This window comes from Brevinematia bacterium, from assembly GCA_039630355.1.
In the GTDB taxonomy this organism is placed as follows: Bacteria; Spirochaetota; Brevinematia; order DTOW01; family DTOW01; genus SKYB106.
On the sequence record JBCNVF010000007.1, the window covers coordinates 1 to 12847 of the forward strand.

Sequence of the window (12847 nt, forward strand, 5' to 3'; positions counted from 1 at the left end):
ACAAACTAACCACAAAAACACCCTTAATAATACTCCTCATAACACCCATATCCATACCCTACCTCCTGACAAGATTATCAGTAGACGGACTATCACTTAGCAACTTATTAAAATCAGTTCGCTGGAATCAATCTATTCAAATTTATTTCAAACCCATAGAAACGCAAATAAAGCTAATCACTCTCTCACTGATTTACGAAACAAAAAACTTCAATCTTAAGTCTCAGTTCTCTTATAATACTTTGTGTAAATCCTTATAACAAAGGAGGTGAAAATGTATAAAGTAGTTCTAGTAAGGCACGGTGAAAGCATCTGGAATAAGGAAAACAAGTTTACTGGTTGGACAGATGTTGACCTTTCGGAAAGAGGAATTGAAGAAGCAAGAAAAGCTGGAAGAGTTCTAAAGGAAAATGGTTATGTGTTTGATGTAGCGTTTACATCGGTTCTAAAGAGGGCGATAAGAACCTTGCATATAATTCTTGACGAAATGGATTTACTTTGGATACCTGAATACAAGCACTGGAGACTTAATGAGAGACATTACGGAGCACTACAAGGTCTTAACAAAGCCGAGATGGCGGAAAAATATGGTGAAGAGCAAGTAAAGATATGGAGAAGAAGCTATGATATTCCACCTCCACCACTTGAGAAAACCGATCCAAGATACCCCGGAAACGATCCTAGGTATAAGGATCTAAAGCCGGAAGAACTACCTCTAAGTGAAAGTCTTAAAGACACAGTAGCAAGGGTATTACCATATTGGTATGAAGTAATAGGCCCAACAATAAAAACTGGGAAAAGAGTAATAATCTCCGCGCATGGCAATAGCCTAAGAGCACTAGTAAAATACCTTGACAATATATCAGATCAAGACATAGTGGAACTCAACATACCCACCGGAATACCACTAGTGTATGAACTAGACGAGCAACTAAAACCCTTGAATAGATACTACCTTGGTGATCCAGAAGAAGTTAGAAAGGCAATGGAAGCAGTTGCTGCCCAAGGCAAAGCTAGGAAATAACAATCCTATCAAAATATGTTTTACTACGACATAAATCTCTACAATGCAAGTAAAAAACTATTTGATGAGACATTGTTTGAGGACACGAACAATAATGATATAATATCAAACATAATTCCCAACAGGAAGGAGCAAGCTTATATCATAGCTAACGATAAGGGAGTCTTCGCCGGTGAGATTTTCTCGGTAGTTCTGGAAAAGGACTTTGGAATAAAGGGATGTTCTCTTAAGGATGGAGAAGAGTTTAACGAAAAAACAAAAATATTTTCCCTTGAAGGAAGTGCAAAAATGCTACTTTCAATAGAAAGAACTTTGCTAAACATCCTCACAATCTTGATTTCAATCGCCACAACTACCCGAGAATTCGTAAACGCAACTGAAGGCAAGTTTGGCATACTTGACACTAGGAAAACAATCCCAGGACTAAGATTTTTCCAAAAATACGCTGTAAGAGTCGGTGGAGGAACAAACCACAGGTTCGGCCTATACGACATGGTTATGATAAAGGATAACCACATATCTGTGTTCAAAGGAGACATAAAAAAGGCAGTAGCACTTGTAAAAAAGTTCTCACCAATGCACAAAGTTGAGGTTGAATGCGAAAACATGGAACAGGTAAAACTAGCAGTAGAAGCAGGAGTAGACATAATAATGCTTGACAACATGTCAACCTCTCAAACAAAATCCGCTGCAGAGTATATAAAATCACAAAACCCCAACATCATAGTTGAAGCTTCTGGAAACATTAACCTTGAGAAAGTAAAGGAACTTGCAAAAATAAACGCACCCATTGATTTTGTATCAACCAGTGCAATAACAATGAACTACAAGATTGTAGATATATCTTTCCATATAGAGTAAGAGCAACAGCACAGAAAACACCTAACAAAGAATCTAGAGCTTTTCCATACGATGGCCAGACTTAACTTAAAAATAAACTCCAAGGCAAAATCTGTGAAATCCCTAACTTTTTAGAACGACAGTCTGATGTCTCTCTGGACCTACTGATATGTAACTGATAGGTATATTTAGAGACTCCTGTATAAAATCAATGTAGGATCTTGCTTCCTTAGGAAAGTCTTCAATTTTTCTTACCTCCGAAAGACTATTACCCCAACCCTTGAATGTTACGTACACTGGCTCAACTTCGTAAAGCGTCTGCGGATCCATAAAAGGAGGTAACTTGAAAACTTTTCCTTCAATCCTGTACTCCACACACACCTTTATCTCCTCAATCCCTGAGAGCACATCAATCTTCGTAAGAAATATCTCAGTTGCCCCACCAACTATAGTAGAATACCTAAGAAGAGGAAGATCTATCCACCCACACCTACGAGGCCTACCAGTAGTAGCTCCAAATTCTCCACCTCTTTCCCTTATTATTCTACCAATCTCATTGTCTTGCTCTGTCGGAAAAGGTCCTTCACCAACCCTAGTAGTATAAGCCTTAACTATACCTATCACATTATCAAAACCCTTTGGAAAGAAACCCGTTCCTGTAGCTACACCACTACTTGACGCATTTGAAGATGTAACATAAGGATATGTTCCAAAATCTACATCAAGCAAAACCCCTTGTGCTCCTTCAAACAACACACTTCTGCCATTCTTTATCTCACGGTTAAGTAAAATCTCAACATTATCTACCATAATCCCCATCTTCTCAAATTCCAATTTACAGTGCTCAGCCAGCTTCAAAGGATTAAATTCGTAACCACACCCATACAAATTCTTTATCAGAAAGATTTTCTCCTCAGCAAACACCTCAATCTTCTTAGCCAACTGCTCAACAGAAAGGTTTACTATGTCACATATCCTTATACCCCTTCTTGCTACCTTATCCTCATAACAAGGTCCTATACCCCTTGAGGTAGTGCCAATCTTCCTAGATGAAGTACTCTCCCTTAAATTATCTATCAACTTATGATACTCCATCACCACATGAGCTTTGTCACTAATAATAATCCTATCCCTCACTCTAAAACCCATATTCTCCAAGCTCTGGATCTCATCACGGAGCTGGTCAATATCAACAACCACTCCATTACCAATTATAACCTTAGCATTAGGATTCATAAGCCCAGAAGGAAGAAGATGGAATATGAACTTCTTATCTCCGACTAAAACTGTATGTCCTGCATTTGCTCCCCCTTGGTATCTGACTACATAGTCATAATTACAGGCCAATAAGTCAATAACCTTAGCTTTACCTTCATCACCCCACTGCATCCCAACAACCAAGGTTACCATAGCTTACCTCAAACAACGCTAAATTATTTATGAAGTAGTCCTACTTATCAAGTAGTTTGCATTCACGACAATAAAGAACTTCCAGCAACCGTCAACTCCAGATCATCTATCTCTGTTCAGGTTGTATTCCAGCAACTCTAACAAACACCCCTTGTATTCTTCCTCAGCAGGAATGGACAGTATTTTTTCCTTCGCAATATTAGCAAAATACCTAACTTTCTCATCAACAACACCAAAAATTTCGTACTTCTCACACATTGAAATAACAAAATTCACATCCTCCGGTGTTACGTAAGGGTTCCCAAAAATTCTTTCAAGCAAGTTCTTTTCACCTTCAGTTGCTAAACTCATAAGATAGTGATAATATATAGTCTTCTTATTCTCCTTTATATCAGACCCTCTAGGTTTCCCAGTAACACTACTATCGCCAACAAGTCCAATCTTATCATCCTGTATCTGAAATATTATCCCCACATACTCTCCTATCTCCTCAAGAAGAGATATAACACTTTGATCCTGCTTTGAGAGGATTGCACCTAGTCCCAGCGGTAGAGAGAAGGAGTATCTAGCTGTTTTGTATCTATAAATGTTAACTATCTCCTCCTCTGAAGGAATGCCCCTTTGACCCGAAACTACTACATCCTTAATCTGCCCCATTCCAACCATCAACATCTCTTCGCTAAACTTCAAAAGTATCTTATCCAAAAGCAACTTTTCCCGAACTCTACTTAAAGACATAAAGGCAAGAAAAAAAGAAATATCACCAACGCATATACCCACCGACTCACCAAGATGATAACTCTTAGACATACCTTCCCTATCAAAAACCTTTTTGTATTGGAAGAAGATAGTGTCTTTACCTCTCCTTTGAGTATCTTCATCCATAATATCATCATGGATTAGTAGCCCAGACTGAAGCAGTTCCATTGCTATAGCACAGTTTATACCGTCTTCCGAGTACTCACCTGAGAACATCTTCTGAGAAAGAAGAAGTAATGCACCTCTTAGCATTTTCCCAGAAATAACAAAGTCATACAACCTTCTTACACTATCGCAAAACCAGAAATCTTTAACAGGAAGCCTCTCCTCCACATCCCTAAAAAGCTTTTCTAATCCCAAAAGTATTTCACCCCTAAATGCATCTAAAAGCTCCAATACTCTCCTAGATGAATTATCATTCATCGGTAACTCCTCTTCTCATAAAACAAAATCTCCCCCACAACCTCATAAATTTTACCACCCTCTCACAACCTCTTGCACTTTAAAACTTAGAAAAAACACAGAAACAAATCTATACATTCTTTCTTACTCTCATCACAAGTCACCTACCTTCTCCTCATCCCTAAAAGTACTTCCACAAAAAGGAAAACAAAAACAAAGTCAATGCAAATTTACACCCAATTACAGCATTATTTAGAATATACTTATGTTACACCTTAACCTATGAGGCTTAGCAAACTTCTGTCCTTGATAAGAGAGTATGTAACTTACGAAAATATTTCTAAAGATATAGAGATCACTGATCTCTGCGAAGACTCTAGGTATTCCGAAATAAACCAGAATACCCTATTTTTTGCTATAGAAGGGAGTAAAGTTGATGCTACAAAGTTCATCCCCGAGCTTATTGAAAGAGGCTGTAGAACATTTATAGCTAGCAAACCTGTGGAAATTAGTGACAAGAATATCAACATCGTAGTTGTAAATAACATAAGAAGAGTCCAAGCAATTGTCTCAAAACATTTTTTTGGGAAACCTGATGAGAAACTAAAAGTTCTAGGAGTTACTGGAACCAAGGGAAAAACTACAATTTCTTACATGATCTTCAACGCACTAAGAGGTATCGGAATGAAAGGCGGACTTATCGGAACAATAGAATACAAGATTGATGATTCTTCCATTCCAGCTGAGAATACTACTCCCGGTCCTCTTCAAATATACACTCTCCTCAGCGACATTGTAAACAACTCTGGAGAATTTGTATCTATGGAAGTCTCGTCACACGGACTAGAAACCGAAAGAGTATACGGGGTGAAGTTTGATGTAGGAGTATTCACAAATCTCTCAAGAGAACATTTGGACTTCCACAAAGATATGGAGAGCTACTTCAATGCAAAGATGAAACTATTCCACAATATCAAATTACACAACCCTGAAGGCACAGCTGTGATTAATATTGACACCGAATGGGGAAATAGAGCTTATGAAATTGCTAAAAACCTAGGACTAAGAACTATAACCTGTTCCATCAAAAACACTGCAGACATCATCGCTAGAGATATTACAATCTCAATAGATGGCAACAGGTTCACAATTGAATGCAACGGTAAGAGTTATAAAGCCAAGACAAAGATGGCAGGACTTCATAATGTCTACAACGCTATATGTAGCCTAGGGGCGGTTTTATCAGTTGCAGATGAGAACAAAATTCCGGAGGTAATTGAACACATAGGTGAAACTACCGTCAAGGGCAGATTTCAGGTAATCAAAAGTAATAGGGGGTTCTTTGTTGCGATTGACTACGCTCATACTCCTGACTCTCTTGAAAAGACACTTGAGACCGGACGAACTTTTTCTCCAACCAGACTTACAGTCGTATTTGGTGCAGGTGGTGACAGAGATAGGGGCAAAAGACCTCTGATGGGTGAAGTTGCAGTAAAACTTGCTGACAAAGTAATAATAACTAGCGATAACCCTAGGACAGAAAATCCTACCAACATAATAATGGACATTCTGAGCGGAATTTCTGAAGACGGAATGAGAAAGGTAAAAGTCATAGAAGACAGAAGAAAGGCCATAAACACCGCTCTTAAGGAAGCAATTGAAGGAGAACTGATCATAATAGCCGGTAAAGGACACGAAGAGTATCAAATCATAGGCACCCAGAAACTACACTTTTCTGATATTGAGGAAGTAACAAAAAGCGAGTATTTCTAAACCTTCCTAACTATCAGCTTTATACCCTCAACCTCCACAACTTCAACTCTTTCACCTACACCAATGCTCTCGTTAGGATTCTGAGAAATAGCATTCCAATCAGTTATGCCGTTTATAGGTATATCAAGGCGCACCTTACCCATCTTGCCACCAACTATAGGCTGTATAACCTCTCCCTTCATACCTATATACCTGAATACAGGATCACGGTCCTGAGGTTTTTTCAAAAGCATTCTCTTTCTATAGTAAAGAAAACCCATAACAAAAACCGCAGACAACACTAACCAAGCCAATAGCTGTAATTCCAAAGTCTTCAACAAAAACAATGTCAAAACAGACACAAAAATTGCAGATAACCCTAACCAGAAAAAGATAAACCCCGGAACAACGATCTCTAAAACAAAACACAGTGTTCCTATTGATGCCCATATCCAATATTCAAGCCCGGGAGTCCCAATAACCTGAAAAACTCCACTATTGTTGGTAACACCAACATTAGTAACAACATTCGTCACAGCATTTGCCACTTCAACTTCCATAGCAAAATGTTAAACCATCACCTATATACTTTCAACCTAAACTGGAAGACAGTTCAACAAATTTAATCTCTGCAGTGTTACTATACATATTGACCTAAATTGATAAATTCCAATTTTCATCAGTTGGGCAGGTAAGATTCTAAACTTTTTGCTCATTTATTCTCCTTAATAGATAGCATTCACCAGTCATAAACTTCATTTCACACTAATCTTTTAAGTGTTTACTAAGAAAAGCCTTCACCTAGTTTTGACAGTAGCTGTGAGAAGAAGAAATTACACTTAGAGACTGCGAGAATAGAAAGAAAACTACTCTTGGGTGTAAATTTTGGATTTTATTGGATCTAAAATCCCCCGATTTGAATTTAGAGCATATTCTCAATTATCATTAAATGTATATGGAGGAACTTTATGAAGGCTAAAGACATCTTAGTTTATGCAGGAATTGGGTTAGGTGGAATACTTATAGGCGTAATTTCTACCCTGATAGTAATCAACCTCATCACACCAAAGTCCGTAGGTCTAACCCCAACCCCAAGCCTTTTGGGACTAAAAAGCGTAAAGCCTGAATCCTACGTAGCAAAAGTGGGAGACTACTACATATCTACAGAAGATTTCAACAAAGAGTATATGCTTGTTATAGAAACCTTGTCAGGTGGAGATCAAAGCAAAAAAAACATATTACTCAATGATCTGTCAACTAAAAAGACCTACCTTGATAATGTTATAAATGAGTTAGTTCTGAGCATAGAAGCATACAACCAAGGGTTTCTAGCATCTCCTGAATGGAACATTCTGTCAAGAGTATCACTAAGAAAGGCTTTAGTTGATGGATTCCTAGCTAAAAAGATTGACTTAACCCAGATAGAGGCCTCACCTGAGGAAATTGAAGAGCTTTACAACAAAAACAGAAAATACTTCAGCGAAAGGAATATTTCAGCTAAAAATGCCGAAGAACTTCTTAGGGCCCAGATAAGAAGCCGGAAACTTCAGCAGAAGATAGCAGAATACGTAAAAAGCACAAGAGATAAGTTCTCAATAGAAAAGATAGAAGAAAACCTAAAATAGCAGAGAGATACCAATTTATTGACACCATTTATATAATGGAGGGCATTCTTATGCTACCTAAGCTTAGTGATAAACACATAAACCGAACTAAGATAATTGTTAGTCTAGGACCAGCTTCAAGAAAGAAAGAAATAGTTGAACAGATTACAGTTTGTGGAGCAGACGTTTTTAGAATGAACTTTTCTCATGGAACACATGATGACCACAAACTAAGTGTTTCACTGGTAAGGGATGCAGAAAAGAAATTCAATACTGTTCTAGGACTTATGGGAGATATCCAAGGACCAAAAATAAGGGTCGGAACAGGACTACAAGTTGATGTAAGTGACGGAGAAGAGATACTAATAACCAATAAAGCTAACTTTGATAAAGTTAAAGAAAACTGTCCTAAGAGTATATGGGTTGACTATGACTTAATAGTTCAGGAAATAAAGAAAGGTGACAAAGTCTTAATTGATGATGGAATGATTGAACTTACAGTGTCGGAAGTCTTTGATACTTACTTCATAGGTAAAACAGTTCACGGAGGAACAATAAAAGAGAGAAAAGGTGTAAATCTTCCATACACCAAACTTAGCATCTCATCAATAACAGAAAAAGATCTACGCGATATTCAGTTTTGTATAGACCACGACGTAGACTTACTAGCTATTTCATTTGTAAGAAACGCAAAGGACGTAAAGCAAGTGAAGGATATCCTTATAAGAAATAAGAAAATAATTCCAGTAATTTCTAAGATTGAAATGGTTGAGGCAGTAAATAACATAGATGAAATAATAGATGTCTCAGATGCTATAATAGTTGCTAGAGGAGATCTTGGAGTAGAATTTGGACTAAGCGAGGTAACAGTGGTTCAAAAAATGGTTGTTGAGAAGACAAGACTTGCCGGAAAACCAGTTATCGTAGCTACCCAAATGTTAGAATCTATGACTAAGAACATAAAGCCAACGAGAGCGGAAGTTGCTGATATAACAAACGCTATTCTTGACGGTGTAGATGGCCTTATGGTAACTGGTGAAACTGCAGCTGGTGAGTATCCAGTGGAAGTAGTAAAGACCCTAAAAAACATAATATCCACCGTTGAGAGCAGTGAAGAGTATAAAAAGCTATACAAGTTTTATGACTATCCTCAAACCAATGATCTTACAGAGTCAATAGCCTTCGCTGCAAGCCAAATCTCAAGAAAACTTGACACTAAGTTTATAGTCAACTTCACTCAAACTGGAGCCTCTTCAAAACAAATTGCAAAATTTAGACCTTCCTGTATCATCATCTCTCTCAGTCCTGAAGAAAGTACCTTAAGAAAGCTAAAACATGTCTGGGGAGTAATACCTGGTTTAGTCAAGCCAGCTAAATCCACAGATGAGATGCTGGAAATTGCAAAAAAACTAGTCAAGGACTATGTTTCAAAAGGTGACAATGTAGTAGTAACTTCAGGTGTTCCCGTAGGAGTTTCAGGAAGCACAAATATGCTGAAGGTTATTGAGTTCTAACAAGGTTAGGACTATAAGCTACAATCTTTTCCAAGATATTCCTAAAAGTAGGGCCTGCTGACAACCCCCCCTGCTTTAACTTCTTAGGATTAACAAGTATAACAACCCCAATTATTTTTGGATCGTCGTAAGGAACTATTCCCAGAAACACCGCATTGTACTTATCCTTATAATATCCCCCTTCTGGATTATATATCTGCCCCGTCCCTGTCTTACCTCCTACTCTCAGTCCTTCAATCTCCGCCATCTTACTAGTTCCATACTCCACACTTGCTCTCATATACTTCCTAACTTTCCTAGCCACTTCTGACGGAATAACCCTAAACTCTTCCGAATACCTCATAGTCTTACTACTACCATCCGATAACAATATCTCCTTAACAAGCTTAGGACGAATATTCATACCATCATTGGCTAAAATTAACCCTAACTTCAGCAATTGCATCCCCGTAACGCCTATCTCTTGTCCTATCCCTACCATATACTTTGAAACCCCGCTCCACTCATTGAAGATCCTAAGAATTCCTCTCTCCTCACCCGGTAACCCAACCAAAGTCTTCTCTCCAAATCCCAACCCTCTAAGGAAGAAATAAAATGACTTCTCATCAAAGTCTCTTATGACCTTCAACATCCCAATATTACAAGAATGAGCAATTATATTCTCTAAGGAGACCACCCCATGAGGCTTCTCTTTTATCGTGTGACCATACAACCCAATAAGCCCATCACACTCATACACTCTTTTCTCAATTTCCGAGAGATTGATCAAAGCAAAAGACACAGATGCAAGTTTCATTACTGAGCCTGGTTCTATTATATACCCAACAGCTCTAGAAGAAAATGGAATGACCGAAAGATTATTAGGATCAAAAGATGGGTAGTCAGCAATGGAAAGAATTTCACCATCTTTCTTAGCAAAAACAGCTATCCCCAAATCAGCGTCAAACTCCTTAACACTTCTCGCAAGTTCTAGGTAGGTTATCTCTTGGATATACTTGTCCACCGTAAGAACTACCTTTCCTCCTTCCCCACCCTTCTCAAGAAGAATATCATTAAAGGTATACTCAAATCCGGATATTCCATCATTATCCACATTCACCGCACCAACAACACCACTTGCCTTCTCTCCCAACGGATACCTGCGAACATACTCCTCAGCTACCCCCAGTACCCTTTTATCAAACTTACTCACAAAACCATTCGTCACTCTAAATAGATTTTCTGCCTCATTTTCTGGAATTTTCCTAACTAACCATACAAACTTTGACTCTCTCCTAAGCTTTTCGGCAATCTCCGAATAACTAAGACCCAACCAATCCTTCATTAGTTCTACCAAGAACTTTCTCTCATACTGCGATAGACCACTGTTGTCCAACCAAAGCGAGAAGGTCCTATAACTAACCGCTAGAACATTATTATTCCTATCAAATATTTCTCCTCTCCTGCCTGTAAACTTTCTTTTCTCTTCACCTTCAAACTCAGAAGGAAGTACTAGAGTCAGGATACGCACTATCACAACTACAACAAGGGCAAGAAATATGTAAAACACCACCCATATTCTTTTTCTCATTGTAGCCTAATTCTAACCATCCTAACCTGAACCCCATAATCCCTAGCTATTCTTTCACCTTCCTTCTGCGCCTCAACTTGATCCAAATAAGGCCCTATATATACACTGTCGTTTACTTTTCTCAGTTTAAAGCCCTTAAAATAAAGTGACTCCACTATAACCTCATTAGGCTTGCGAATAACTAAATAATACCCAGCATCTAAAGAAGGTAGCTTTTCCTCCACATCTACAGTCCTAACACCACCTTCAACCAAGCTTGAAGAAGTTCTCCTTCTGTCTAAGGAAACTCTTAAGAGTTTCGCCCAAAAACTATCGGGATACTTAAGAAGTATATCCTTCACAATTTCCTCAAATTTCTCGTCATTTCCAGAATTCCTATACATCACGGCTTTTATAAACTCAAACTTAACCCTAGAAAAATCTCCCTTCTCTGAGATAGATACTATATCCTCCAGATTTGACAGAGAGAAATATAGCTTAAGTGAGAGATCAACATCAAAAACCCCACTACTCTTCACATCCCTAAGAAACCTATAGACCTCCTTCTCATCCTTAGTATTAATAACATCAGCAATGTTAGTACTCTGATGTCCTAGGTAAGAAAGTAGGAACGAAAGTAATTCTCTACCCTCAGATAAAGTAGTGTTTGACAAGATTGATATCGCTGAATTTAGATTTGTAAAAAAGGAGAGTCTGTAAAGTAAAACATCTAACTCATACTTTGAAAGCTTACTACGATCAACACTACGATACAATCCCAAGGATTTCGTATATTCACCAGAGTAGAAAAATTCCTCTGCAATGTAGAAATTCTCCCTAGTTGCAAAATTTACCCAAGGTGATAGCACTACAAACAGAACCACACAAAAAACCGAAACTGCTAATTTATATAGCTTTCCACAATTCATACTTGAGTTTATCAAACCGAACTATAGTTATATCAACTAGTTACCCCACTCCGCAGAGCTTCTTATACTTCTCAAAGTTATCCAATACATCCTTCCTAAAGCGTTCAAGTAATTCTGGGTTTTTGAGTACTCCTGCAAACCTTTTCTGCTTTGAGATAAACTCTTCAATTGGTTTTAACTGTTTTGGATTCAGGGGACTCCATTTATATACACCATTCTCATACTCAACAAGTGGCCAATACCCTGTCTCAACAGCTAATTTAGAGAGATTAACAGCATCTTCAACTGGCATATTCCAGCCGGGTATACATGGTGTTATAGATAGAATAAATGTTGGTCCTTCAGTTAAAAGAGCTTTCTGAAGTTTATTCACTAAATCATTCCAGTGGTAGATACTTACGGTTGCAGCATAGGGGATATTGTGAGCAACTGCAATAGCAAACAGGTCCTTCCTAGGCTGAGTTTTACCGGGTACAACCTTACCAAAAGGGGCAGTAGTGGTATCAGCAAAAAGAGGTGTAGCACTGCTTCTCTGGTATCCAGTATTCATATAAGCTTCGTTGTCATAAGCAATGTAAAGAATATTGTGACCTCTTTCCAAAGCACCAGATAAACTCTGAAGCCCTATGTCAAAGCTACCACCATCACCTGCTATTGCAACAAATTTTATCCTCTTGTCATGGTTAAGTTTATTCTTCGCCTTCAGAGCATAGTAAGCTCTCTCAACACCAGCTATGGTAGCAGCAGCATTTTCAAACGCACTATGCACCCACGGATATTTCCAAGAGCTTTCTGGATAAACACTTGTAGTAACCTCCAAACACCCGGTAGCATTTGAAAATACAAGATCCATATCAAGATTCTGAGCAGCTATTACAACCTCTCTAATAAATATAGCAACCCCACAACCTGCACACATTCTGTGTCCTTTTGTAAACTTGACATCCATTCCGGCAACTTGCTTTAGATTGATAGCCATAATTACCTCCTACTCACAAAATTAGGATTTAACCCAACATAGATAATCTGACCACCAATTCCTTTCTCAAGACAATACTCTGCAT

At 38.2% G+C, this 12847-nt stretch carries 11 protein-coding genes; 5 read left to right on the plus strand and 6 right to left on the minus strand.

All coding sequences use genetic code 11. The annotated features are described in order from the left end of the window. Positions 1 to 274 precede the first annotated feature (274 nt). Together gpmA and nadC are read left to right on the plus strand one after the other, a co-directional pair. Complete coding sequence (gpmA, locus tag ABDH28_00265; GenBank protein ID MEN2997463.1) at positions 275 to 1024, plus strand: 2,3-diphosphoglycerate-dependent phosphoglycerate mutase; 750 nt, start codon at positions 275 to 277, stop codon at positions 1022 to 1024. A 15-nt stretch (positions 1025 to 1039) separates the two neighbouring features. Further along, on the plus strand, positions 1040 to 1885 hold the full coding sequence (nadC, locus tag ABDH28_00270) for a carboxylating nicotinate-nucleotide diphosphorylase (GenBank protein ID MEN2997464.1): 846 nt from the start codon (positions 1040 to 1042) through the stop codon (positions 1883 to 1885). A 102-nt stretch (positions 1886 to 1987) separates the two neighbouring features. On the opposite strand, the gene ABDH28_00275 is transcribed toward nadC, so the two are convergent. Both ABDH28_00275 and ABDH28_00280 read right to left on the minus strand, forming a co-directional pair. Next, positions 1988 to 3274 (minus strand): adenylosuccinate synthase, encoded by a 1287-nt coding sequence (locus ABDH28_00275; protein ID MEN2997465.1) that lies wholly within the window; start codon positions 3272 to 3274, stop codon positions 1988 to 1990. A 102-nt stretch (positions 3275 to 3376) separates the two neighbouring features. Beyond that, positions 3377 to 4456 carry a polyprenyl synthetase family protein gene (locus ABDH28_00280; GenBank protein ID MEN2997466.1) on the minus strand — a complete coding sequence of 360 codons (1080 nt, stop codon included), beginning with the start codon at positions 4454 to 4456 and terminating at the stop codon, positions 3377 to 3379. A gap of 261 nt (positions 4457 to 4717) precedes the next feature. On the opposite strand from ABDH28_00280, the gene ABDH28_00285 reads away from it, so the two are divergent. Continuing rightward, positions 4718 to 6208 carry a UDP-N-acetylmuramoyl-L-alanyl-D-glutamate--2,6-diaminopimelate ligase gene (locus ABDH28_00285; protein MEN2997467.1) on the plus strand — a complete coding sequence of 497 codons (1491 nt, stop codon included), beginning with the start codon at positions 4718 to 4720 and terminating at the stop codon, positions 6206 to 6208. Here the strand turns inward: ABDH28_00285 and ABDH28_00290 are convergent. Further along, complete coding sequence (locus ABDH28_00290) at positions 6205 to 6747, minus strand: NfeD family protein (GenBank protein ID MEN2997468.1); 543 nt, start codon at positions 6745 to 6747, stop codon at positions 6205 to 6207. The genes ABDH28_00285 and ABDH28_00290 overlap by 4 nt on opposite strands. A gap of 408 nt (positions 6748 to 7155) precedes the next feature. Between ABDH28_00290 and ABDH28_00295 the strand changes: the two genes are divergently transcribed. Continuing rightward, positions 7156 to 7812, plus strand: a complete 657-nt coding sequence (locus tag ABDH28_00295; protein MEN2997469.1) for a hypothetical protein — start codon at positions 7156 to 7158, stop codon at positions 7810 to 7812. Between the two features lie 50 nt (positions 7813 to 7862). Continuing rightward, complete coding sequence (pyk, locus tag ABDH28_00300) at positions 7863 to 9305, plus strand: pyruvate kinase (GenBank protein ID MEN2997470.1); 1443 nt, start codon at positions 7863 to 7865, stop codon at positions 9303 to 9305. On the opposite strand, the gene ABDH28_00305 is transcribed toward pyk, so the two are convergent. Genes ABDH28_00305 through ABDH28_00315 form a run of 3 tightly spaced genes read right to left on the minus strand, consistent with a single transcriptional unit; the run spans position 9292 to position 12762 of the window. Beyond that, complete coding sequence (locus ABDH28_00305; GenBank protein MEN2997471.1) at positions 9292 to 10875, minus strand: penicillin-binding protein 2; 1584 nt, start codon at positions 10873 to 10875, stop codon at positions 9292 to 9294. The genes pyk and ABDH28_00305 overlap by 14 nt on opposite strands. Beyond that, a complete protein-coding gene (locus ABDH28_00310; GenBank protein MEN2997472.1) occupies positions 10872 to 11783 on the minus strand; it encodes a hypothetical protein in 912 nt (303 codons plus the stop codon). Before ABDH28_00310 ends, ABDH28_00305 begins: the two co-directional genes overlap by 4 nt. A gap of 40 nt (positions 11784 to 11823) precedes the next feature. Continuing rightward, positions 11824 to 12762 carry a thiamine pyrophosphate-dependent enzyme gene (locus ABDH28_00315; protein MEN2997473.1) on the minus strand — a complete coding sequence of 313 codons (939 nt, stop codon included), beginning with the start codon at positions 12760 to 12762 and terminating at the stop codon, positions 11824 to 11826. Positions 12763 to 12847: the final 85 nt, after the last annotated feature.

What these genes read in the sequence shown, in the direction of transcription:
- gpmA (MEN2997463.1), top strand. Translation starts at nt 275, where the DNA reads ATGTATAAAGTAGTTCTAGTAAGGCACGGTGAAAGCATCTGGAATAAG.
- nadC (MEN2997464.1), top strand. Translation starts at nt 1,040, where the DNA reads ATGTTTTACTACGACATAAATCTCTACAATGCAAGTAAAAAACTATTT.
- ABDH28_00275 (MEN2997465.1), bottom strand. Translation starts at nt 3,274, where the DNA reads ATGGTAACCTTGGTTGTTGGGATGCAGTGGGGTGATGAAGGTAAAGCT.
- ABDH28_00280 (MEN2997466.1), bottom strand. Translation starts at nt 4,456, where the DNA reads ATGAATGATAATTCATCTAGGAGAGTATTGGAGCTTTTAGATGCATTT.
- ABDH28_00285 (MEN2997467.1), top strand. Translation starts at nt 4,718, where the DNA reads ATGAGGCTTAGCAAACTTCTGTCCTTGATAAGAGAGTATGTAACTTAC.
- ABDH28_00290 (MEN2997468.1), bottom strand. Translation starts at nt 6,747, where the DNA reads ATGGAAGTTGAAGTGGCAAATGCTGTGACGAATGTTGTTACTAATGTT.
- ABDH28_00295 (MEN2997469.1), top strand. Translation starts at nt 7,156, where the DNA reads ATGAAGGCTAAAGACATCTTAGTTTATGCAGGAATTGGGTTAGGTGGA.
- pyk (MEN2997470.1), top strand. Translation starts at nt 7,863, where the DNA reads ATGCTACCTAAGCTTAGTGATAAACACATAAACCGAACTAAGATAATT.
- ABDH28_00305 (MEN2997471.1), bottom strand. Translation starts at nt 10,875, where the DNA reads ATGAGAAAAAGAATATGGGTGGTGTTTTACATATTTCTTGCCCTTGTT.
- ABDH28_00310 (MEN2997472.1), bottom strand. Translation starts at nt 11,783, where the DNA reads ATGAATTGTGGAAAGCTATATAAATTAGCAGTTTCGGTTTTTTGTGTG.
- ABDH28_00315 (MEN2997473.1), bottom strand. Translation starts at nt 12,762, where the DNA reads ATGGCTATCAATCTAAAGCAAGTTGCCGGAATGGATGTCAAGTTTACA.